25 protein-coding genes and 3 tRNA genes are annotated in these 20048 nt (G+C 70.4%); 20 read left to right on the top strand and 8 right to left on the bottom strand.

Going from position 1 to position 20048, the window contains the following annotated elements; all coding sequences use genetic code 11:
* Positions 1-699 (top strand): acyl-CoA dehydrogenase (locus tag ACO1X9_RS16280; RefSeq protein ID WP_486351904.1); only part of this gene is annotated, 699 nt, incomplete at its 5' end.
* A 158-nt stretch (positions 700-857) separates the two neighbouring features.
* On the opposite strand, the gene ACO1X9_RS16285 is transcribed toward ACO1X9_RS16280, so the two are convergent.
* Genes ACO1X9_RS16285 through ACO1X9_RS16295 form a run of 3 tightly spaced genes read right to left on the bottom strand, consistent with a single transcriptional unit; the run spans position 858 to position 2175 of the window.
* Positions 858-1550 carry an alpha/beta fold hydrolase gene (locus ACO1X9_RS16285; protein WP_486351905.1) on the bottom strand — a complete coding sequence of 231 codons (693 nt, stop codon included), beginning with the start codon at positions 1548-1550 and terminating at the stop codon, positions 858-860.
* A gap of 32 nt (positions 1551-1582) precedes the next feature.
* Positions 1583-1942: a dihydrolipoamide dehydrogenase gene (locus tag ACO1X9_RS16290; RefSeq protein ID WP_486351906.1), complete on the bottom strand. Its 360-nt coding sequence runs from the start codon at positions 1940-1942 to the stop codon at positions 1583-1585.
* Positions 1939-2175, bottom strand: a complete 237-nt coding sequence (locus tag ACO1X9_RS16295) for a hypothetical protein (RefSeq protein ID WP_486351907.1) — start codon at positions 2173-2175, stop codon at positions 1939-1941. Before ACO1X9_RS16295 ends, ACO1X9_RS16290 begins: the two co-directional genes overlap by 4 nt.
* A gap of 61 nt (positions 2176-2236) precedes the next feature.
* Here ACO1X9_RS16295 and ACO1X9_RS16300 point away from each other — a divergent pair, with 61 nt between their 5' ends.
* The 4 genes from ACO1X9_RS16300 to ACO1X9_RS16315 all read left to right on the top strand — a co-directional run bounded on the left by ACO1X9_RS16300 (position 2237) and on the right by ACO1X9_RS16315 (position 4619).
* Positions 2237-2560: a hypothetical protein gene (locus tag ACO1X9_RS16300; RefSeq protein WP_486351908.1), complete on the top strand. Its 324-nt coding sequence runs from the start codon at positions 2237-2239 to the stop codon at positions 2558-2560.
* A 299-nt stretch (positions 2561-2859) separates the two neighbouring features.
* Complete coding sequence (locus tag ACO1X9_RS16305; RefSeq protein WP_486351909.1) at positions 2860-3552, top strand: hypothetical protein; 693 nt, start codon at positions 2860-2862, stop codon at positions 3550-3552.
* Entirely contained in the window at positions 3552-3950 is a 399-nt protein-coding gene (locus ACO1X9_RS16310; RefSeq protein WP_486351910.1) for a hypothetical protein, read from the top strand. Before ACO1X9_RS16305 ends, ACO1X9_RS16310 begins: the two co-directional genes overlap by 1 nt.
* Positions 3951-4067: 117 nt before the next feature.
* Positions 4068-4619 carry a hypothetical protein gene (locus tag ACO1X9_RS16315; RefSeq protein WP_486351911.1) on the top strand — a complete coding sequence of 184 codons (552 nt, stop codon included), beginning with the start codon at positions 4068-4070 and terminating at the stop codon, positions 4617-4619.
* Between the two features lie 71 nt (positions 4620-4690).
* Here ACO1X9_RS16315 and ACO1X9_RS16320 read toward each other — a convergent pair.
* The 4 genes from ACO1X9_RS16320 to ACO1X9_RS16335 form a co-directional block, all read right to left on the bottom strand.
* Positions 4691-4763: transfer RNA gene (locus ACO1X9_RS16320), tRNA-Phe, on the bottom strand.
* Positions 4764-4824: 61 nt separating this feature from the next.
* Positions 4825-4898: transfer RNA gene (locus ACO1X9_RS16325), tRNA-Asp, on the bottom strand.
* 51 nt (positions 4899-4949) lie between these two features.
* Positions 4950-5022 (bottom strand) — tRNA-Glu (locus ACO1X9_RS16330).
* An 80-nt stretch (positions 5023-5102) separates the two neighbouring features.
* Positions 5103-5537 (bottom strand): hypothetical protein, encoded by a 435-nt coding sequence (locus ACO1X9_RS16335; protein ID WP_486351912.1) that lies wholly within the window; start codon positions 5535-5537, stop codon positions 5103-5105.
* A 191-nt stretch (positions 5538-5728) separates the two neighbouring features.
* Here ACO1X9_RS16335 and ACO1X9_RS16340 point away from each other — a divergent pair, with 191 nt between their 5' ends.
* The 3 genes from ACO1X9_RS16340 to ACO1X9_RS16350 are packed head-to-tail and all read left to right on the top strand — an operon-like array spanning position 5729 to position 9052.
* A complete protein-coding gene (locus tag ACO1X9_RS16340) occupies positions 5729-6979 on the top strand; it encodes a peptidoglycan DD-metalloendopeptidase family protein (RefSeq protein WP_486351913.1) in 1251 nt (416 codons plus the stop codon).
* A gap of 24 nt (positions 6980-7003) precedes the next feature.
* The gene (locus ACO1X9_RS16345; RefSeq protein ID WP_486351914.1) at positions 7004-8254 is read left to right on the top strand and encodes a C40 family peptidase; all 1251 of its coding nucleotides are present in this window, start codon (positions 7004-7006) and stop codon (positions 8252-8254) included.
* A 12-nt stretch (positions 8255-8266) separates the two neighbouring features.
* Positions 8267-9052, top strand: a complete 786-nt coding sequence (locus tag ACO1X9_RS16350) for a hypothetical protein (protein WP_486351915.1) — start codon at positions 8267-8269, stop codon at positions 9050-9052.
* 151 nt (positions 9053-9203) lie between these two features.
* Here ACO1X9_RS16350 and ACO1X9_RS16355 read toward each other — a convergent pair whose 3' ends face one another.
* Entirely contained in the window at positions 9204-9698 is a 495-nt protein-coding gene (locus tag ACO1X9_RS16355; protein ID WP_486351916.1) for an inorganic diphosphatase, read from the bottom strand.
* Between the two features lie 17 nt (positions 9699-9715).
* On the opposite strand from ACO1X9_RS16355, the gene tilS reads away from it, so the two are divergent.
* The 12 genes from tilS to panC all read left to right on the top strand — a co-directional run bounded on the left by tilS (position 9716) and on the right by panC (position 20046).
* The gene (tilS, locus tag ACO1X9_RS16360; RefSeq protein ID WP_486351917.1) at positions 9716-10726 is read left to right on the top strand and encodes a tRNA lysidine(34) synthetase TilS; all 1011 of its coding nucleotides are present in this window, start codon (positions 9716-9718) and stop codon (positions 10724-10726) included.
* The gene (gene hpt, locus ACO1X9_RS16365; RefSeq protein ID WP_486351918.1) at positions 10713-11264 is read left to right on the top strand and encodes a hypoxanthine phosphoribosyltransferase; all 552 of its coding nucleotides are present in this window, start codon (positions 10713-10715) and stop codon (positions 11262-11264) included. The genes tilS and hpt overlap by 14 nt, the downstream gene beginning before the upstream one ends.
* 162 nt (positions 11265-11426) lie before the next feature.
* The gene (ftsH, locus tag ACO1X9_RS16370) at positions 11427-13442 is read left to right on the top strand and encodes an ATP-dependent zinc metalloprotease FtsH (protein WP_486351919.1); all 2016 of its coding nucleotides are present in this window, start codon (positions 11427-11429) and stop codon (positions 13440-13442) included.
* 7 nt (positions 13443-13449) lie between these two features.
* Positions 13450-14025 (top strand): GTP cyclohydrolase I, encoded by a 576-nt coding sequence (gene folE, locus ACO1X9_RS16375; RefSeq protein ID WP_486351920.1) that lies wholly within the window; start codon positions 13450-13452, stop codon positions 14023-14025.
* On the top strand, positions 14022-14810 hold the full coding sequence (gene folP / locus ACO1X9_RS16380) for a dihydropteroate synthase (RefSeq protein WP_486351921.1): 789 nt from the start codon (positions 14022-14024) through the stop codon (positions 14808-14810). Before folE ends, folP begins: the two co-directional genes overlap by 4 nt.
* On the top strand, positions 14807-15208 hold the full coding sequence (gene folB / locus ACO1X9_RS16385) for a dihydroneopterin aldolase (protein WP_486351922.1): 402 nt from the start codon (positions 14807-14809) through the stop codon (positions 15206-15208). The genes folP and folB overlap by 4 nt, the downstream gene beginning before the upstream one ends.
* The gene (gene folK / locus ACO1X9_RS16390; protein ID WP_486351923.1) at positions 15205-15705 is read left to right on the top strand and encodes a 2-amino-4-hydroxy-6-hydroxymethyldihydropteridine diphosphokinase; all 501 of its coding nucleotides are present in this window, start codon (positions 15205-15207) and stop codon (positions 15703-15705) included. The genes folB and folK overlap by 4 nt, the downstream gene beginning before the upstream one ends.
* The gene (locus tag ACO1X9_RS16395; RefSeq protein ID WP_486351924.1) at positions 15702-16184 is read left to right on the top strand and encodes a DUF3180 domain-containing protein; all 483 of its coding nucleotides are present in this window, start codon (positions 15702-15704) and stop codon (positions 16182-16184) included. Before folK ends, ACO1X9_RS16395 begins: the two co-directional genes overlap by 4 nt.
* Entirely contained in the window at positions 16181-16735 is a 555-nt protein-coding gene (locus tag ACO1X9_RS16400) for a PH domain-containing protein (RefSeq protein WP_486351925.1), read from the top strand. Before ACO1X9_RS16395 ends, ACO1X9_RS16400 begins: the two co-directional genes overlap by 4 nt.
* Positions 16732-18378: a PH domain-containing protein gene (locus ACO1X9_RS16405; protein WP_486351926.1), complete on the top strand. Its 1647-nt coding sequence runs from the start codon at positions 16732-16734 to the stop codon at positions 18376-18378. Before ACO1X9_RS16400 ends, ACO1X9_RS16405 begins: the two co-directional genes overlap by 4 nt.
* A complete protein-coding gene (locus ACO1X9_RS16410; RefSeq protein WP_486351927.1) occupies positions 18375-19067 on the top strand; it encodes a DUF2520 domain-containing protein in 693 nt (230 codons plus the stop codon). Before ACO1X9_RS16405 ends, ACO1X9_RS16410 begins: the two co-directional genes overlap by 4 nt.
* A gap of 124 nt (positions 19068-19191) precedes the next feature.
* The gene (gene panC, locus ACO1X9_RS16415) at positions 19192-20046 is read left to right on the top strand and encodes a pantoate--beta-alanine ligase (protein WP_486351928.1); all 855 of its coding nucleotides are present in this window, start codon (positions 19192-19194) and stop codon (positions 20044-20046) included.
* Positions 20047-20048 lie beyond the last annotated feature (2 nt).

Consider the following 20048-nt stretch of genomic DNA (forward strand, 5'->3'; position numbering starts at 1 on the left):
AAGCAGTTCAAGAACGCGGATGCCGCCGCCATCGCCGGCGTCGTCGCCTCGCAGGTGGGCGAGGTCGCGGTCAACCGCTCGGGCCTGCGGGCCTTCGGGCAGAGCATCGTCGACTTCGGCTCGCGCGCCCGCTCGATCGGCTACGTGCGCGGCGCCGACGCCCAGCGTCAGCTGCTCACCGACCGCGTGCACACGATGGTCGCCGACATCGCGGGTCGCCTCAAGGACATCTCGAAGCTCTCGCCCGAGCAAGCGGCGATCGTCTTCAACGCCAACCAGAACGAGCTCATCGAGGCGGCGTACGCGCACGCCGAGCTGCTCGAGTGGGAGGCGTTCACGGATGCCGTCGACGGTGTGAAGGACGAGGGCACCAAGCAGGTGCTCACCTGGCTGCGCGACCTCTTCGGGTTCACGCTCATCGAGAAGCACCTCGCCTGGTACCTCATCAACGGCCGCCTCTCGACGGCCCGGGCGACGGCGATCACCGACTACATCGATGACCGTCTGCTGCCCCGCGTGCGGAAGCATGCGCTCGACCTCGTCGACGCCTTCGGGTTCACGCAGGAGCACCTGCGCGCGCCGATCTCGTCGGGCGCCGAGAAGCAGCGCCAGGATGAGGCCCGCGCCTACTACGCCGACCTGCGCGCCTCGGGCAAGGCTCCCGCCGCCGAGACCGCCGCGAAGACCGCCAAGCCGTAGCCCGCCACCGCGGGCTGAGTGCCGCGCGCAGCGCGGTGTATCGAAGCCGCCCCCGAGCAAGACTCGGTGGTCGAGTAGCCCGCGCAGCGGGCGTGTCGAGACCTCCCTCGGGTCTCGATACGCGCCCGCGGCGCTACTCGACCACCGAGGCGTGAGGGCTACGGGGCCGGGAGGGCGGCGACCACGAGCCGCGCGAGTTCTTCGGGCTTGGTGAACATCGGCCAGTGCCCCGTCGGCAGTTCGACGATCTCGACGTTCTTCACGGCCTTGAGCTCCGCGACGAACGGATGGTCGGCGGCCATGAGCTCTCGCAGCGTCGCCTCCGACATCTCGCTCGTGATGACGGTGACCGGCACGTCGTAGCGCCGGGGGTCGGAGAGCACCTGCTTCTCGGTCGCGACCTTCTCGGGGATCGGGATCGCACGCGCCTCGAACGCCGCCCAGATGGCGTCGTCCATGTCGGCGACGGTCTCGTCGTCGAAGACCATCTTGTTCGGCAGCGGCACCATGCCGTCTTCGGCTTCGAACTCGTCGTTGATGACGCCGCCCTCGCCGAGCGGGCCGGAGTCGACGTAGATCACCTTCGCGATGCGCTCGGGCCGGGCATCCACGACGCCGTGCGCGACCGCGCCACCGCCGGAGTGGCCGACGAGCACGACCGGGCCGGCCGCGGCATCCACGAGCTCGATCACGTGGTCGATCTGGTCGCGCAGTCCGACCTCCGGGTCGGCGGGGACGAGCCCCGGGAGCGTGATGGGCCGCGGCGTGTGACCGGCGGCCTCGATGGCGGGGAGCACGGGCTCCCAGGCGGTCGCGTCGAGCCAGAAGCCGGGGATGAGGATGACGTCCATTCCCCGACGCTAGGCGGCACCGCCGACAGCCGTCAGCCCGCGACGAGGAACACGACGTCGGTCGGGCAGCCGGCGGGAATGTGCATGTCGTCGGACACGGCGGGCACGCCCCCACCGCCGAGCCACACGGGGTCGCCGTCGTCGTGCGGCGTCCCGTCGATCACGAGGGAGCCGTCCTCCCACGCGACCATGGCCCGCGGGAAGACGGGCGTCACGGTCCCCTCCGGGGTCGTCACCGTGACGCAGTCGTCGGTGATGTCGAGCGCCCCGACGAGGAGGGCATCCATCCCCGCGTTCTGCGGCGGGATGACCGCGACCGTGTCGGGGTCGAGCGGCGCGACCGAGCAACCGGCGAGCACGAGGATGCCGGCGACCGCGGCCACCGTCTTCACGACGGGCTCTCCGGCAGGTCGGCGAGCGCCGCCATCCAGCTCGGCCGCCGCGGCAGCTCACGTCCGTCGTCGGCCGTCGAGCCCCACGCGAACGGTTCGGGCTCGGCATCCGGGGTCTCGAAGAGTTCACCCACATGCGCCCCGTCGATCGCCACCCGCCACCGCCGGTCACCGCACGGTGTGAACGTCGCGAGGCCGGAGGCGGTCGCGAACTCCGGGGGAGGCCCGTCCATGCCCTCAGCGTAGGTGCGACCCTCCGCCTCGGGAACCCACGCCCAGGGCATACTCGGGGTCGTGACCATCCCCACCGTGCCCCGGCGCACCGGCGGTGCCGCGATCGCGGCGCTCGTGCTCGGCATCGTCTCGTTCCTCGGGGCGCTGCTGTGCGGCATCCGCTGGTCGGGGATCGAACTGCTCACCTACGCGATGCTGCCGCTGCTGCTCGGCGGCGTCGCCGTCGTGGTCGGGATCGTCGCGCTCGCCACCGCGCACCGCCGTGGGGGCGGCGGCTTCGGGTCCGCGCTGACGGGCGTCATCCTCGGGCCGCTCGCGCTCGTCGCGCTGTTCGTGGGGCGCTACCTCGGTGAAGAGCACCTGGGCTTCCCTTACCCGGGGTGAGGCGGGCGGAAACGGGAGAACCCCCGCGCGGTTCTTGCGAACACGGGGCGGGGGTTCTGGAGTGGCTCCGACCGGCGTCGATCCGGTGACCTTCCGGTTTCAGTCATGTTCTGATCCCTCCGCGCATGCGTGGTTCTTGGTCATGCGGACAGCGATTCTCCGTTCGCGGAGGCTCCGGGCGACGCGCGCCGACCCACGGGGGACGCGGCGCGGGACCCGGAGTCTCGCGTCGGTAGACGCGCATCCGTGCAGATCATTCGACGTTGTCGCTAAGGTGAATCGACTATTAGCGAGGAACCATGGCCCGACTTCGAAGTGCCGTCGGTCTGTTCTTTTCCGTCTTGGCGGCGGGCGTCGGAATCGTCGCCTCCTATTTGGCGGCGCAGGCCGCCAATGCTTTGATCTTCTTCTGGGTTGTCGTCCCTATCGCGCTCGTCGTGGCGATCTGCTACCTCCTGGTTCCGCGCCTACTATCAGTCGTTAAGAAGGTTCAGGCTCACGACTCCCTAGCGGAACGTGTCGGCTCGCTCAGCTCGGAGCTAGAGGTCAGCCAACTCGAGGTCGAGCAGTTGCGGGCCGCGGTTGCTAAGAGTCGCGAACTTGGGATGCAAGAGGGCAGAGCCGAGATCCTTGGCGCGGTACGTGCGGGTGCCGCGTCAGCGCCGACCCTGACTGGCGTGTCCGACTACGCCGGCGAGATCGTCCTCGTTGGCCGCGCGCCCGATTCGATCCCGCTCGGGGCTTGGTACACCGTAAGTTCGACCAATTCGGATCGGGTGTGGGGCGTAGTTGAAGTCTTGAGCGCGGACCCGAAGTCGGTCGTTCTGCGCTGTGTTCGCCCGCTGGTGCCACGCTACTGGGAGGCCTTGGCGGAGAGGATCGAGTTGGACGACTCACCGCCTGCTGACGTCGTACTGGTGCCATTTGAGGTGCCAGACTCTCGACCCGCGAAGGCGGCAGCGGTCGTGACAGAATCAACCGAGGAGAACTGATGGCCCCGAAGTTTGTGTCGCGCCTCAAGGTCGCGGCTCTTGTCACGCCGACCGAGGCGGCCTTCAACGGCGGCAAGGACAAAGGCATCGAGGTCGGGGACGTTGTCATTCTCTATCGCGCCGTTGAGATCAAGGACCCGGATTCAGGCGAGCGTCTCGGGGGGGTCGAGGTGCCGCGAGCTTCCTTTGCGGTCAACCTCGTTGGGGACCGTTATTGCGTCGCAAAGGTTACTGATCGTGCCCCGATGGAGTTCAGTAACCCTCTCCGAGTGCGCCCGTTGAAGACGCTCACGCTTGACGAACACGAGGTCGACGAAGACACGATTCTGATCGTTGTCGGTGAGAACGCCTCAGTCAGGCGGGAAGAAAAGGCTGCAGCCGAAGATACGCCCTTCTAGAGCGATTCGGTTCTTGATCCTGTAAGAAATTCGGTTGTCGTAGCGCGGCGGCTGTCGTGATCAAATCGAGGCGTCCGCCTTCTTGCCTGCTGTCTGTGGTTCCCTTTGACTTCGGTCATGGCAGAGATGCGGCGGGCGACCAAGATCACCTTGTGGGTGCTTGGCGGAGCGCTCGTGCTTCTCGTAGCAGCTGTCTACCTGGCTGTCCTGTTCGTCGGGTCCGTCGCTCAGTCGTTCTTGAACCCGCGAGGCACCGAGTTCACCGCGTCGGATGCGTCGTGCACGCGAGTCTCGGACACCGAGGCCTTGATCGCGTTGACCGTGTCTCCGATCAGACCCGGATCCGTGATGTCGGTCAGTGTCGAAGACGTGGACATCCGCGGCGGTCAGCTTTCCGGGGTTGCCGCCTTGCCGGAGGAGCTCGAACTCCCTGACCTACACGAGGCCGAGTGGACGGCGATGGTCCGCGACCTTGATGATGACAACCCGTTCATCGATGCCGAACAAGAGCCTCAGAGGGTCGTCTTGCGGCTGACCCGCGAGCCCGAAGCTCAGGTGACAGTCGAGACGATGACGCTTTGGTTCGCGTACGGGGAACCAGCGGCTCGGCAAGACATCCCGCTCGTAGTCGAGTGGGGGAGGACGTGCGCGGCCTCCCTCGCTGAGTGACAAGCCGACGATCGGCGGAAACGGGAGAACCCCCGCGCGGTTCTCACGAACACGGGGCGGGGGTTCTGGAGTGGCTCCGACCGGCGTCGATCCGGTGACCTTCCGATTTTCAGTCGGACGCTCTACCAACTGAGCTACAGAGCCTCTCGTGGCCATCTCTGACCGGTGTGGAAAGAGCCTCCCCGTGAGGAGAGGCTCCCATCCGCGACCCTGACGGGACTTGAACCCGCGACCTCCGCCGTGACAGGGCGGCACGCTAACCAACTGCGCTACAGGGCCATGCTTGTTCAGTTGTGGGTACTTCCATTATGTGTCGGCCGATCTGAACAGTGACCCCAACGGGATTCGAACCCGTGCTGCCGCCGTGAAAGGGCGGTGTCCTAGGCCACTAAACGATGGGGCCGCGCTAGTCGCACAGCAACCGACGGTCAAGCATACGTTCGGCGCGGCGGAAACGCCAATCCGGATGGTCGCCCCGCGATGTCACAGGAAGAAGTCGGCGACGAGGGCGCCGATGCACAGGGCGGGTGCCGCGACGAAGAGCGCGAGGCCGACCCGCACGAGCACGACGGTGCGTCGCGCGACCCGGCGATCGTCGGCTCCGCCGGGCCACACCGCCGCGGCGAGAACGACGTTCATGACGCCCGCGAGCACCGCTCCGGTCCAGAACACCCGCTCGTAGGAGTCGGTGATGACACCCGCGAACCAGCCCGACATGATGACGGCCCCGCACACGATCGCGGTCGAGAGCGCGGCCACCCCGAAGACCACGTGCGCCGTCCGCTCGGCACGTTCGCGGAGCGTCCCCTCGTCAGCCTCGTCAGCCCCGTCCGCGCGCGAGATGCCGAAATCTGCGGCTCCAGGCGCGCGACGTGCGCGTATATGGGCATCTCGCGCGCCGTCACCCCGGTCGTCCACGCCCCGAGCCTCGAAGCAGCGTGGGCGGTCGGCAACGGGGTTGACGGCGGGGTCGCGGACACCCCGCGGATGAGCCGGGCGGCGGGCGACCCCTGAACTAGGTTCAAGTCGCCGTTGAGGGTTGTTGTTAGTGTTGCCGGTGTTGTTCCTGTGACGGCGCATCCGGCCGCGCGGGAAGACAGGGGATTCAGATGGGACGCACGTCCAGCCGGGGGGCTCGCGACGCGGGACGCACGAGCGTCGTCGCGCGTGGCATCCGTGTGCTCGCGGGAGCCGCCGCCCTCTCCTTCCTCGCCGTCGCCGGCATCCTCGCTCCCGCGCCCGCCTTCTCCGTGCAGACGGCCGACTACCCGTCGTGGGAGGAGGTCGTCGCCGCACAGCGGAACGAGTCGCAGGCGAAGGCGCTCCGCGCGACCCTCGAGGGCCAGCTGCAGGGTCTGCAGGACGAGGCACAGCGCACGCAGGACGAGGCCAACGCCAAGGGCGAGATCTACGCCGAGGCGCAGCAGGCGTACGACGAGCAGAGCATCATCACCCAGTCGCTGCTCGATCAGACCGCCGCCGCCCAGGCGGAGGCCGACGAGGCGTACGCCGTCGCGGCCCAGGTGATCGCGGAGATGAGCAAGGGCGGCGCCGGCACCGACCTCACCCCGCGCCTCTTCACCTCGCCCGGCTCGCCCGACGTGCTGCTCAACCGGCTCGAGATCAGCCGCGTGCTCGGCGAGCGGTACGCCGGCCTCTACTCGAAGGCCCTCGAGCTGAGGAACACCGCCGACGCGCTCGCCGACCAGGCCGAAGTCGCACAGACGCTCCTCGAAGAGCTGCGGATCATCGCAGAGAAGGCATTCCAGGAGGCCCAGGCCGCCGCGATCGCCGCCGCCGAGAAGCTCGCGCAGACCGAGAAGGAGATCGTCGAGGTGCGGTCGCGCATCGAGTACCTCGCGGGCCTCCGCGAGGCGACGACCGCCGAGTACAACGCCGGCATCCAGGCCCAATGGGGCGCGGGCGCCGAGGGTCAGATCAGCCAGACCGGCTACGCGCGACCCCACTCGGGCTACATCACCTCGCACTTCGGGATGCGGTTCAACCCCGTCTCGGGCGATTGGCAGCTGCACACCGGCACCGACCTGGCGGGCGGCGGCTGCGGCGCGCCCATCCGTGCGGCGCACGCCGGCACCGTCACCTACGCGGGCTGGCAGGGCTCGTGGGGCTACTACGTGCAGATCGACCACGGCGACGGCACCGGATCGGGCTACGCCCACATCCAGGCTGGCGGCATCGGCGTGCACATCGGCCAGGAGGTCGGGCCCGGACAGCAGATCGCCAAGGTGGGTTCGACGGGTCAGTCGACCGGCTGCCACCTGCACTTCATCATCCGCAAGAACGGTCAGGTCACAGACCCGGTCAAGTTCATGCGCGACCAGGGCGCGGCACTCGGCTAGCGCCACTGGCAGGGGGGACATGTGATGGCGGACGGCAAGCGTCGGAGGCGGGCGATCGCGGCAGGCGTGCCGGCGACCCTGCTGCTCGCGTTCGCGAACCCGACGGCGGCGATGGCGCTCCGGCAGCCCGACTACCCGTCGTGGGACGAGGTCGAGCAGGCCCGCCGCGACGAGGCCACCGCCCAGGCGAAGGTCGACGAGATCGAGGGCATCCTCATCCGGCTCGAAGCCGACGCCGCCGAGTACAACCGCGTCGCGCTCGAGCTCGCCGAGGAGTTCCTCCTGTCGCAGGCGGCACTCGAGGCCGCGACCGCGAAGCTCGACCGCCTCACGGCGCAGGCGGATGATGCGCAGACGAAGGCGGACGAGTCGGAGCAGCGCGTGGCCGTACTCGTCGCGCAACTCGCGCGCGGCGGCAGCGGCGACGTGACCCTCGGACTGCTGCTCGGCTCGGCCGACGACACCGACGCCCTGCTCCGTCGACTCGGGATGGCCGACCGCCTCTCGACCGCGTCGGCCGCGATGCTCACGCAGGCGACCTACGACAAGAAGACGGCCGAGGCGCTCGCGCAGGATGCCCGCGCGGCCGAGCGCCAGCGGCAGCAGCTCGCCGACGACGCGGAGGAGGCCCGCGACGTCGCGCTCGCACCCGCCGACGCGGCGCAGGCGAAGGCGGATGCGCAGCGCGCCCACGTCGACCGGATGTACGCGCAGCTCGCGGCGCTCAAGGGCACCACGCTCGAGACGGAGCGCGAATATCAGGAGGGTCTCGCGGCGAACCCACCGTCGAGCCCGCCGCCCACGACGCCGACCAACCCGCCCACGACGCCGTCGAACCCGACCAACCCGCCGACCGCTCCGCCGGTGACGCCGCCGCCCGTGTCCTCCGCGGTGGAGACGGCGATCGCCTTCGCGACCGCTCAGGTCGGCGACCGCTACCAGCTCGGTGGGATGGGTCCTGACGCGTGGGACTGCTCGGGTCTCGCCAAGGCCTCCTATGCCGCGGCCGGTGTGTACATCGGCACGCACTCGTCGACCGACCAGTACAACCGGATGTCGGCGCTCGGCCGACTCGTGCCGATCGCGCAGGTGCAGCGCGGCGATCTGGTCTTCTACTCCGACGGCGGATCGGCTTCCAACCCGCGCAAGTACCACGTCGCGATCTACCTCGGGAACGGAAAGATGATCGAGGCGCCGAACCCTTCCGCTCCGGTTCGCATCGTCAACCTGAGGCAGGGGGATCTGGTTCCCTTCGCGGGCAGGCCCACCGGCTGACACAATCGGGGGATGCGCCGCACGATGAGAGCCTCCCTCGCCGGATTCACCGCGCTCGCCGCCGCCGTCGTGCTGGCCGGGTGCGGCACGGGCGGCGCGCCCGCTCCGACCCCGTCGACCGAGTCGCCGACGCCGACGGCTGCTCCGCCGGTCGAGACGTCGGCACCCGCCGATCCGACGACGATCGGCAGCCTGCCGGGCAGCGCGTTCCTGCGGGTGTCCGCGGTCGCCGAGGCCGGGGGCGAGGAGGTGCGGCTGCAGCTCACCTTCTCGCGCGCCGCGACGAAGACGACTCAAGCCGAGGCGTTCCAGGCGGTGCTCGACGAGTGCCCGAACGCCATCCAGTCACAGCTCGACATCTTCACCGGCTTCGAACCGACCGGCGTGATCGTCTCGAAGCTCGAGACCGAGGGCGACTGGCCCGACGGCGTCACGTTCGCGGTCGCGGCCGGCGGTCAGATCGCCTCGATCGGCGAAGGCCGCAACGTCGCGCCGAGCACCGACGAGCCCGGGATGTTCGGCTGCACCGTGCCGATCATCACCGGACCGGGCGACGCCACCTTCACGAGCCTGCTGCTCGGCGAGCCCGCGGTGAACGACCGCACCGACTTCGACCGTCAGCTCGAGCGCGGGCTCTTCGGGTTCGAATCCGACTCCGGCTCGGCCGAGCCGATCCGCTGGCGCGACTGCGTCATCCAGCTCTCGTCGTCGGCGCAGCGCCTCGCGACCGAGAACGCCTGGGTGCTGCCGGGCGAGTGGGGCGACGGGTGCCTGATCGGCGACGGCGGCACCGTCTAGCCCGACCATCGGTCGTCGAGTAGCGCCGAAGGCGCGTGTCGAGACGCGGTGGGGTCTCGACACGCCGCTGCGCGGCTACTCGACCACCGAGATGGCTGAGCGGCTAGTCGACCACCGAGATGGCTGCGCGGCTACTCGACCGCCGAGAGGGTCAGTGCGCGGCGGGGACGTACGCGGCGTAGCTCGCCGCGACGATCGACTCGGCCTCGGCCTTGTCGCCCCAACCCTCGGTCTTGACCCACTTGCCGGGCTCGAGGTCTTTGTAGTGCTCGAAGAAGTGCTCGATCTCTTTGCGCTTGTACTCGGGCACGTCGTTCAGGTCTTGGATGTGGTCCCAGCGCGGGTCCTTCGCGGCGACGGCGAGGATCTTCGCGTCGCCCCCCCCGTCATCCGTCATCTTGAAGACGCCGACGACGCGCACGTTCATGCCGATGCCGGGGAAGAGCGGGTACTCGCCGATGACGAGCACGTCGAGCGGGTCGCCGTCGTCGGCGAGAGTGTTCTCGAAGAAGCCGTAGTCGGTGGGGTACTCCATCGGCGTGAAGAGCACGCGATCGAGCATGACGCGACCGGTCACGTGATCGACTTCGTACTTGTTGCGGCTGCCCTTCGGGCACTCGATCACGACGGAATAGCTCTGCGACATGGCCCTAACGTTAGTCGATGGGATCTTTCCGTCCTTCCCTCCCGGCGGCCGTCGCGGCCGTGCGTTCGGCGGTGCGCGCGAGCCTCCCCGATGAGGGTCTCGTGCTCGTCGCGCTGTCGGGCGGACCCGACTCCCTCGCCCTGTTGTCGGCGGCGATCTTCGAGGCGCCCGGCCGGGTCGGGGCGGTGATCGTCGACCACGCTCTCCAGGAGGGGTCGGATGCCGTGGCCGAGCGGGCGAGGAAGCAGGCCGACGCGCTCGGGTCGGTCAGCACGCGCGTCGTGCGGGTCGCCGTGTCGTCGGATTCCGGTCGCGGGCCCGAGGCCGCCGCACGTGAGGCCCGCTACTCCGCGCTGTCGTCGGTGGCGCAGGAGCTCGGCGCCGTCGCGGTGCTGCTCGGCCACACCCTCGACGACCAGGCGGAGAGCGTGCTGCTCGGCCTCGCCCGCGGCAGCGGCGGCGGTTCGTTGCAGGGCAAGGCGCGTGAGGCGGGGCTCTACCGCCGGCCCCTGCTCGGCATCCGTCGCGCGACCACGGTGCAGGCCTGCGCCGATCAGGGGCTGGAGCCCTGGGCCGACCCGCACAACGACGACCCGACCTTCTCCCGCGTGCGGGTGCGCCGGAACGTGCTGCCGGTGCTCGAGGCGGAGCTGGGCCCGGGCGTCGCCGAGGCGCTCGCGCGCACCGCCGAGAGTCTGCGCGAAGACGAGGACGCCTTCGCCACGATGATCGACGAGGTCGCCGAGGAGCTCGCCGAGTTCATCGACGGAGGGATCGCGGTGCCCGTCGCGGCGCTCGCCGCCAACCCGGCAGCGCTGCGGCAGCGCATCATCCGGTTCGTCGTACGCAGCGAGTTCGGCGTCTCGCTCAGCCGCACCCACACGCTCGAGGTCGCGCGGCTCGTCACCGACTGGCACGGGCAGGGTCCGGTCGACGTACCCGGAGTCCGCGTGGTCAGATCGAATGGAAGAATCGAGTTCCGCGCGAGGGACACGACGCAGAGCGAGGACGACAGTGGACACGACTGACATCGAGGGCGACCTCAGCGAGGTGCTCTACACGCAGGAGCAGATCCACGCCCGGATCGCCGAGCTCTGCCGCCGCATCGAGACGGACTACGAGGGCCGCGAGCTGCTCATCGTCGGGGTGCTCAAAGGCGCCGTCATGGTGATGGCCGACCTCGCGCGCGAGCTGAAGCGCGACGTCGAGATGGACTGGATGGCGACGTCGTCGTACGGCACCTCGACCGAGTCGAGCGGCGTCGTGCGGATCGTGAAAGACCTCGACACCGACATCGCCGGCCGCCACGTGCTCATCGTCGAGGACATCGTCGACTCGGGGCTCACCCTCTCCTGGCTCAAGCAGAACCTCGTGAGCCGCAACCCGGCATCCCTCGAGATCTGCGCGCTGCTGCGCAAGCCCGACGCGGCGAAGGTCGACATCGACGCACGCTACGTCGGCTTCGACATCCCGAATGCCTTCGTCGTCGGCTACGGGCTCGACTACGCGGAGCGCTACCGCAACCTGCGGTCGATCGGCGTGCTCGCGCCGCACGTCTACTCGTAGGAAGTCGCTGAGGGTCGGGACATCCTCGGTGACCGACGCCCGAGACGGGCGTCGGCGCTGGGACCGCGGCGGCGGCGCGAAAGCGCCCCCGCTCCGAGCGAAGTCCGCGTCCAGCGAACACCGGGGCCGCCCACAGTAATGGGGCGATAACCTGAAGCCCTCATGGACTTCAAGCGCATCCTCCGAGGACCGTTCATCTGGATCCTCGCGGGCATCATCGTGCTCATCGTGGCGTTCAACCTCATCGGCAGCCTCGGCGGGCTGAAGGAGATCACCACGCAGCAGGGCCTCGAACTGCTGGAGGGTGACACCGTCACCGACGTGAAGATCGTCGACGGCGAGCAGCGCGTCGACCTCACGCTCGACGAGGCGTACTCGGTCGACGACGTCGACTACGGCACGCGCGTGCAGTTCTACTACGTGCAGCCGCGCGGCGCGGAGGTCGTCGCGGCGATCACCGCGAGCGACGCGAAGTTCGACGACGAGGTGCCGCAGGCGAACTGGTTCCTGAGCCTCATCAGCATCCTGTTCCCGTTCCTGCTCATCGGTCTCATCATCTGGTTCCTGTTCTCGAGCGTGCAGAACGGCGGCAACCGGGTCATGCAGTTCGGCAAGTCGAAGGCGAAGCTCGTCAGCAAGGAGACCCCGCAGGTCACCTTCGCCGACGTCGCCGGCAGCGAGGAGGCCGTCGAGGAGCTGCACGAGATCAAGGACTTCCTCAAGGACCCGTCGCGCTTCCAGGCGGTCGGCGCCCGCATCCCGAAGGGCGTGCTGCTCTACGGCCCTCCCGGAACCGGCAAGACACTCCTCGCCCGCGCGGTCGCCGGCGAGGCCGGGGTGCCGTTCTACTCGATCTCCGGATCGGACTTCGTCGAGATGTTCGTCGGCGTCGGCGCGAGCCGCGTGCGCGACCTCTTCGAGCAGGCGAAGCAGAACTCGCCGGCCATCATCTTCGTCGACGAGATCGACGCCGTCGGGCGCCACCGCGGGTCCGGCATGGGCGGCGGTCACGACGAGCGCGAGCAGACCCTCAACCAGCTGCTCGTCGAGATGGACGGCTTCGACGTCAAGACGAACGTCATCCTGATCGCGGCGACGAACCGCCCCGACATCCTCGACCCCGCCCTGCTGCGTCCCGGACGCTTCGACCGTCAGATCGGCGTCGACGCCCCCGACCAGAAGGGCCGCGCGCAGATCCTCGCGGTGCATGCCAAGGGCAAGCCGATGGCGAAGGGCGTCGACCTCGACGTGCTCGCCCGCAAGACCCCGGGGTTCACGGGCGCCGACCTGGCGAACGTGCTCAACGAGGCGGCGCTGCTCACCGCGCGCAGCAACGCGCAGCTCATCGACAACCGCGCGCTGGATGAGGCCGTCGACCGCGTCATGGCAGGCCCCCAGCGCCGCAGCCGCCTGATGAACGACAAGGAGAAGCTCATCACGGCGTACCACGAGGGCGGCCACGCCCTCGCTGCCGCCGCGATGCGCAACACCGATCCCGTGACGAAGGTCACGATCCTCCCGCGCGGTCGCGCCCTCGGCTACACGATGGTGCTCCCGCTCGAGGACAAGTACTCGGTCACCCGCAACGAGCTGCTCGACCAGCTCACCTACGCGATGGGCGGCCGCGTCGCCGAGGAGATCGTCTTCCACGACCCCACCACGGGGGCGTCGAACGACATCGAGAAGGCGACGAGCATCGCGCGCAAGATGGTCACCGAGTACGGGATGAGCGCCGACCTCGGCGCCGTGAAGCTCGGCACGACGCAGGGCGACATGTTCCTCGGCCGCGACATGGGTCACCAGCGCGACTACTCCGAGCAGATCTCCGAGAAGGTCGACCTCGAAGTGCGGAAGATCATCGAGCAGGCGCACGACGAGGCGTGGAAGGTCATCAACGACAACCGCGACATCCTCGACAAGCTGGCGAGCGAACTCCTCGAGAAGGAGACCCTCGACCACCTCCAGCTCGCGGAGCTGTTCGCGAAGGTGAAGAAGCTGCCCGAGCGCCCGCAGTGGCTCTCGAGCACGAGCCGTCCGCTGAGCACGAAGCCTCCGATCAAGGTGCCGTCGAAGGCCCCGATCGACCAGGGCGCGGTCGACGGCGGCGTCGAGTCCGAGCCGAAGCCCCCGACGCGCACGCCGAGGCCCCGCAAGTCGCCCGGCATCGCCACCGCTTGACGCGGCGATGACCGTCGACCAGGGCCGTATCGAGGCCGCCGTGGCGGAGCTGATCGCCGCGATCGGCGACGACGCGACGCGCCCGGGGCTCCGGCGCACGCCGGCGCGGGTCGCCGAGGCCTACGCAGAGTACTTCGCCGGGCTCGGCGTCGACCCGGTCGCGGTGCTGCGCGAGGGCGTGGATGCGGCGGGCGACGGGGAGCGCGGCGACCTCGTGCTGCTGCGCGGCCTCGAGTTCCGCTCGATGTGCGAGCACCACCTGCTGCCGTTCCGCGGGGTCGCGCACGTCGGCTACCTCCCCGGCGGCAAGGTCGTCGGCCTCGGTCGCCTCGGCACCGTCGTCGAGATCCTCGCCGCGCGCCCGCAGCTGCAGGAGCGGCTCGGCGAGCAGATCGCGGATGCCCTCCACGAAGGTCTCGCGCCCCGCGGCGTGATCGTCGTGCTCGACGCGCAGCACGACTGCGTCGCCGCCCGGGACGCCCGGCAGACCCGTTCGACGACCGTCACCGTCGCCAGTCGCGGCGCGCTGACCGAACCCGCCGCGCGCGCCGAGGCGATGACCTTGATCGGAAGCCACGCATGACCATCATCATGGGCATCCTCAACGTCACGCCCGACTCGTTCAGCGACGGCGGTCGCTGGGACGGCGTCGACGCCGCGATCGGTCGAGGGCTCGAGTTGCGCGACCAGGGCGCGGCGATCGTCGACGTCGGCGGGGAGTCGACCCGTCCCGGCGCGGCGAAGGTCGACCCGGATGACGAGCGCGAGCGGGTGCTGCCGGTCGTCGCCGCGCTCGCGCAGGAGGGCGTCGCGGTGAGCATCGACACGCTGAACGCGTCGACGGCGCTCGCGGCGGTCGAAGCCGGCGCGCAGCTCGTCAACGACGTGTCGGGTGGCCTCGCCGACGAGGGGATGGCACGCGTCGTCGCCGAGAGCGGCGTGCACTTCGCGGTCATGCACTGGCGGGGTGGAGCGGATGCCGCTCCCGCCTTCACGGATGTCGTCGCCGAGGTGCGCGCGGAGCTCAAGGCCCGCGTCGCGGCTCTCGTCGTCGCCGGCGTGCAGCCGGAGAAGATCGTGCTCGACCCGGGTCTCGGCTTCGGCAAGGACGCCGAGCACAACTGGGCCCTCCTCAACCATCTCGAGGAGATCGGCTCGCTCGGCCACGGCATCCTCGTCGGCGCGTCGCGCAAGCGGTTCCTGGGGGCGCTCCTGCCCGAGGGGGCGCCGATGACCGACCGCGATCTGCCGACCGCCGTGCTCAGCGCACTCGTCGCCCGGCAGGGGGCGTGGGCGGTGCGCGTGCACGACGTGCCGTCGACCCGCCTCGCGCTCGAGGTGGCCGCGCGAGTGCTCGAGGACGCATGACCCGTCGACCGGCTCACGACGGCGAAATGCCCGGGCCCCTCGACGAGATCCGCCTCACGGGCCTGCGTGCGCGCGGCCACCACGGCGTCTTCGACCACGAGCGCCGCGACGGGCAGGACTTCGTCGTCGACCTCGTCGTGCGGCTGCCGCTCGGCCCGGCCGCCCGGGGCGACGACCTCGAGCGCACGGTTCACTACGGGGAACTCGCCGACGCCGTCGTCGCGGCGATCGAGCGCGACCCGGTCGACCTCATCGAGACCCTCGCCGAACGGATCGCCGCCGTGGCCCTGTCGTTCCCGGCGGCGCACGAGGTCGTGGTCACGGTGCACAAGCCGCAGGCGCCGATCGCGGTGCCGTTCGACGACGTGAGCGTCACCATCCATCGGGGGCGCCCGTGAGCGTGCTGCACCGGCGCATCGAGGCGGATGCCGTGGTCGCGATCGGCAGCAACCTCGGTGACCGCACCGCGACGTTCCAGGCGGCGGTTCGGGCGCTCGCCGAGTCGGACGGCATCGAGGTGACGGCGATCTCGACGCCGATCGAGTCGGTCGCCCTCCGACCCGACGGCGAGGACACGGAGGCACCGGCCTACCTCAACGCCGTCGTGCTCGTGCGCACGACACTGCCCGCGCACGCGCTGCTGGCGATGCTCCACACCATCGAGGATGCGCACGGCCGCCAACGCTCCGAGCACTGGGGCGACCGCACCCTCGACCTCGACCTCATCGACTACGCGGGGATGCAGTCCACCTCCGCCGACCTCACGCTGCCGCATCCGCGGGCTCACGAGCGGGCGTTCGTGCTCGCGCCGTGGGCCGAGGTCGACCCCGACGCCACGCTGCCCGGTCGCGGCCGGGTCGTCGACCTCCTCGCCGCCCTGGAGGCGCCGCGATGACGCGCACACGGATCTCCACTCTGCTCGTCCTCGGCGCGATCGGGGCCGCCGGCGGTTTCCTGGCGCAGCTGGCCCTCGCCTCCGCGGGGTTCCCGAAGTTCCGCCCCGAGTACACCCTGGCGCTCAGCCTGCTGTTCATCGCGGGCATCGTCATCGCGCTCGCGCTTCCCATCCGGCAGGCCACCCGGGGGAAGGTGCGCGCGCGCATCGATCCCTTCCACGCGACCCGCGTCGTGCTGCTCGCGAAGGCGTCGAGCATCGCCGGGGCGTTGCTCACCGGTGTCGGGATCGGCCTTCTCGTCGAACTGCTGACCCGCAGCGGCGGGGTCAACGGCGACACACTCCTGCGCTCGCTCGCCACCCTCGGCGCGTCGATCGCGGTGCTCGTCGCGGGACTCGTGGGCGAGTACCTGTGCACCGTGCCTCCGTCGCAGGACGGAGACGAAACCGCACCCACCCCGGGTAGCGTGGAGCCGTGACCCTTCGAGAACCTCAGGACGGCGCCCTTCCTGAGGACAGCGCCCCCACGGTGGTCGAGTCCGGCCCGGCCGGCAGCATCGACCCGATCCCGGGGGAATGGCAGCGCGTTTCGCCGAAGTACGTCGTCGTCGACCTGCTCGGCATCCTCGTCTCGGGCGTCATGCTCACGGTGGGTGCCGGCATCCCGTGGTTCTTCTCGCAGCTCACGTGGCTTCTCGCGCTGCCGGTCTTCATGTTCGTGCTGCACGTGCTCATCGCGGCGTTCACCCCCCGCCGGGTGCGCGCCCTGGGCTACATGCTGCGCGACGACGACCTCGTGTTCCGCAAGGGCATCATGTTCCTCCGCGTCGTCGCGGTGCCCTACGGCCGCATGCAGCTCGTCGACATCAACCGCGGGCCGATCGCGCGGGCGTTCGGACTCTCGGAGCTCAAGCTCGTGACGGCCGCCGCGGCGAGTCACATCACGATCCCGGGCCTGCCGGAGGCGGATGCCGAACGACTCCGCGACCGCCTCGTCGAGCTCGCGGAGAGTCGCCGGGCGGGACTGTGAGCTCGCCCGAGCCCGGCCCGGTGCCCGGCCCCGACGCCGAGGTCGAGGCGGAAGCTCCGCTGCCGCGCGGGGGTTCGACGCAGCTCGCCGACGGCGAATGGCACCGGCTGCACCCGGCGACCCCGCTGCTGCGCGGCGGCCTCGCCCTGGTCGCGATCGTCGGCATCCTGATCGCCAACCTGCGTGAGCGGCTCGTCGAATGGTTCCTGCCGGGGCTGTTCTGCGACGCGGACGACCCCGTGTGCGTGGAAGGCGGGGACCCCGTCACCTACCTCGTCGAGGAGGGTTACCTGCTCCTCGCGCTCGCCGCGGCGCTCGGCATCGTGCTCGTCATCATCGCGTTCTTCTTCGTGTCCTGGCGGATGCACACCTTCCGCATCACCGCCGAGGTCGTCGAGGTGCGCAGCGGCGTGCTGTTCCGCACCCACCGCAAGGCTCGGCTCGACCGCATCCAGGGCGTCTCGATCAACCGCCCGCTGTTCGCACGCATCTTCGGCGCCGCGAAGCTCGAGGTCGAGGTCGCGGGGCAGGACGCCAACGTGCAGCTCGCCTACCTGGGCAACACGCTCTCCGACGGGCTGCGCGCCGACATCCTGCGACTCGCCTCGGGAGCCCGCTCGGGCGAGACCGGGGGCGCCGCGCCGGCGGCGGGCGGGAAGCTGCTCGACCGGCGCGTCGCCGAGCTGCTCGCGCCCGAGCTCGACCCGTCGCTCGCGCCGCCCGAGTCGGTCGTGCGCATCCCCGCCGGGCGGCTCATCGGCTCGACCGTGCTGAGCGGCAGCGCGGTGTTCCTCGTGCTCATCGCGGGCGCTGCCATCACGATCGTCGTGCTCGGTTCGACGGTGGCGGAGGGGTTCTACTGGACGCTCTTCACGCTCATCCCGATGGCGCTCGGCTTCGGGTCCTACCTCGTCAACCGCGTCATCAAGTTCCTGCGCTACTCGATCGCCGCGACAGCCGACGGCGTGCGCATCGGCTACGGCCTGCTGTCGACCCGCAACGAGACGCTGCCGCCGGGCCGCATCCACTCCGTCGCGGTGAGCCAGCCGCTGCTGTGGCGTCCCGCCGACTGGTGGACGATCCGGGTCAACCGCGCCTCGCGGGGCTCGTCGTCCGACGGCGGGCAGCAGGCTCAGCAGTCGACGGTCGTGCTGCCGGTCGGTTCGCGCGACGACGCGTTCCGCGTGCTCGAGCTGCTGCTGCCCGACCTCGTCGAAGGCGCCGACGTCGATGCGACGGTCGCACGCCGCGAACTCCTCGAGCGCGGGCTCGCCGGCCGGGGCGGCGACGACGACTTCACGACCTCGCCGCGCCGGGCCGCGGTGCTGCGCTGGTTCTCCTGGCGACGCAACGGCTTCGCGCTCCTGCCGGGCGCCGTGCTGCAGCGCCGCGGGGCGATCTGGCGCGAGCTCGCCATCGTGCCGACGCCGCGCGTGCAGAGCGTCGCCGTCGAGCAGGGGCCGCTCGAGCGTGCGCTCCGACTCGCGGGGATCAACGTGCACACCGTCGCCGGGCCGGTCTCGACCCGGTTGGGCGCGCTCGACGCGGGCGACGCGCAGACCCTGTTCCGGGATGCCACGGTCGCGGTGGTCTCCGCCGCCGAGGCTGACCGCAGTCACCGGTGGCGTTCGGGAGAACGGTGAGCGAACGCTCAGGACGGCTCGGCGTCGGGATCGTCGGAGCGGGCCGCGTCGGCCCCGTACTCGGGGCTGCTCTCGGCGGGGCGGGCCACGCGGTCGTCGGCATCAGCACCGTCTCCGACGAGGGCCGGGAACGCGCGGAAGCCCTCCTGCCGGGAGTCCCCGTGCTGACCGTGCCCGAGGTCGTGGAGCGCGCCGAGCTCGTCCTGCTCGCGGTGCCGGCGTCGGAGTTGCCCGACCTCGTCTCCGGTCTCGCGGCGACCGGTGCGTGGCAGCCCGGTCAGCTCGTCGTGCACACGACGCCCGAGTACGGCACCGCGGTGCTCGCGCCCGCGGCTGCGGCGGGGGCGATCCCGCTCGCCATCCACCCGGCCCTCGCCTTCACCGGTACCTCGCTCGATATCGCCCGGCTGCGCGAGGCGTGGTGCGCCGTCACCGCGCCCGCGCCCGTGCTGCCGATCGCGCAGGCGCTCGTGCTCGAGATGGGCGCCGAGCCCGTCGTCATCGCGGAGGCCGACCGGGCCGCCTACGCCGCCGCGCTGTCGACCGTGCGCGAGCTCGCGACCGGAGTGGTGGGGGATGCCGTCGCCCGCCTCGCCGCGATCGGCGTCGAGAGCCCCGGCCGCGTGCTCGGCGCGCTCCTGCACTCCGCCGTCGACGACGCCCTCGGCAGGCCTTCGGTCGTCGAGTAGCGCGCGCAGCGCGCGTGTCGAGACGCGCGTGACAGGTCTCGACACGCCGCTGCGCGGCTACTCGACCACCGAGAGGCGAGCCTGCGGCGCTACTCGACCACCGAACAGAAGTAGCATCGGGACGGTGACCGCACCGCTCGTCGTCGAGACGATCGCCGGAATCCGTGCCGAGGTCGCCGCCGCTCGGGCCGCGGGCAAGACCGTCGCCCTCGTGCCCACCCTCGGTGCCCTGCACAAGGGCCACGTCGCGCACGTGAAGCGCGCCCGCAAGCTCGCCGACGTCGTCATCGTGTCGATCTTCGTGAACCCGCTGCAGTTCGGCGCGAGCGAGGACTTCACGAAGTACCCGCGCACGCTCGACGACGACGTCGAGAAGCTCGCGAAGCACGAGGTCGGGTTCGTCTTCGCGCCGACCGCCGCCGAGATGTACCCGGACGGCGGCACCCAGGTGAAGGTCACCGGCGGCCCGGTCGCCGCGATGTTCGAGGGCCGGGCGCGCCCGGGGCACTTCGACGGGGTGCTCACCGTCGTCGCGAAGCTGCTGCAGATCGTGCAACCCGACGTCGTGACCTTCGGGCAGAAGGATGCGCAGCAGCTCTTCCTCGTGCAGCGCATGGTGCGCGACCTCGACATCCCGGTGCGCATCGAGGTGATCGAGACGGTGCGCGAAGACGACGGCCTCGCCCTGTCGAGCCGCAACCGCTATCTCGGGCCCGGGGAGCGCAAGGCCGCCCGCGCCCTCAGCCGCGCGCTCGAGGCGGCGCAGTCGGCCGCCGACCGCGGCATCGACACCGTGCTGGCGGCCGCGCAGTCGGTGCTCATGGACGAGGAACTCGTTACCCTGGACTACCTGAAGGTCGTGAATCCGCAGACCTTCCTTCCGGTCGACGACGGCTACCGGGGACCGGCTCGGGCGATCATCGCCGCGCAGGTCGGCCCGGCCCGGCTGATCGACAACGAATCGCTGTATCTGAACTGAGA

This window comes from Pseudolysinimonas sp. (assembly GCF_057350545.1).

What these genes read in the sequence shown, in the direction of transcription:
- ACO1X9_RS16315 (WP_486351911.1), top strand. Translation starts at nt 4,068, where the DNA reads ATGGCAGAGATGCGGCGGGCGACCAAGATCACCTTGTGGGTGCTTGGC.
- folP (WP_486351921.1), top strand. Translation starts at nt 14,022, where the DNA reads ATGACCATCATCATGGGCATCCTCAACGTCACGCCCGACTCGTTCAGC.
- folE (WP_486351920.1), top strand. Translation starts at nt 13,450, where the DNA reads ATGACCGTCGACCAGGGCCGTATCGAGGCCGCCGTGGCGGAGCTGATC.
- ACO1X9_RS16350 (WP_486351915.1), top strand. Translation starts at nt 8,267, where the DNA reads ATGCGCCGCACGATGAGAGCCTCCCTCGCCGGATTCACCGCGCTCGCC.
- tilS (WP_486351917.1), top strand. Translation starts at nt 9,716, where the DNA reads ATGGGATCTTTCCGTCCTTCCCTCCCGGCGGCCGTCGCGGCCGTGCGT.
- ACO1X9_RS16305 (WP_486351909.1), top strand. Translation starts at nt 2,860, where the DNA reads ATGGCCCGACTTCGAAGTGCCGTCGGTCTGTTCTTTTCCGTCTTGGCG.
- folB (WP_486351922.1), top strand. Translation starts at nt 14,807, where the DNA reads ATGACCCGTCGACCGGCTCACGACGGCGAAATGCCCGGGCCCCTCGAC.
- ACO1X9_RS16285 (WP_486351905.1), bottom strand. Translation starts at nt 1,550, where the DNA reads ATGGACGTCATCCTCATCCCCGGCTTCTGGCTCGACGCGACCGCCTGG.
- ACO1X9_RS16395 (WP_486351924.1), top strand. Translation starts at nt 15,702, where the DNA reads ATGACGCGCACACGGATCTCCACTCTGCTCGTCCTCGGCGCGATCGGG.
- ACO1X9_RS16295 (WP_486351907.1), bottom strand. Translation starts at nt 2,175, where the DNA reads ATGGACGGGCCTCCCCCGGAGTTCGCGACCGCCTCCGGCCTCGCGACG.
- ACO1X9_RS16345 (WP_486351914.1), top strand. Translation starts at nt 7,004, where the DNA reads ATGGCGGACGGCAAGCGTCGGAGGCGGGCGATCGCGGCAGGCGTGCCG.
- ftsH (WP_486351919.1), top strand. Translation starts at nt 11,427, where the DNA reads ATGGACTTCAAGCGCATCCTCCGAGGACCGTTCATCTGGATCCTCGCG.
- ACO1X9_RS16340 (WP_486351913.1), top strand. Translation starts at nt 5,729, where the DNA reads ATGGGACGCACGTCCAGCCGGGGGGCTCGCGACGCGGGACGCACGAGC.
- ACO1X9_RS16310 (WP_486351910.1), top strand. Translation starts at nt 3,552, where the DNA reads ATGGCCCCGAAGTTTGTGTCGCGCCTCAAGGTCGCGGCTCTTGTCACG.
- ACO1X9_RS16355 (WP_486351916.1), bottom strand. Translation starts at nt 9,698, where the DNA reads ATGTCGCAGAGCTATTCCGTCGTGATCGAGTGCCCGAAGGGCAGCCGC.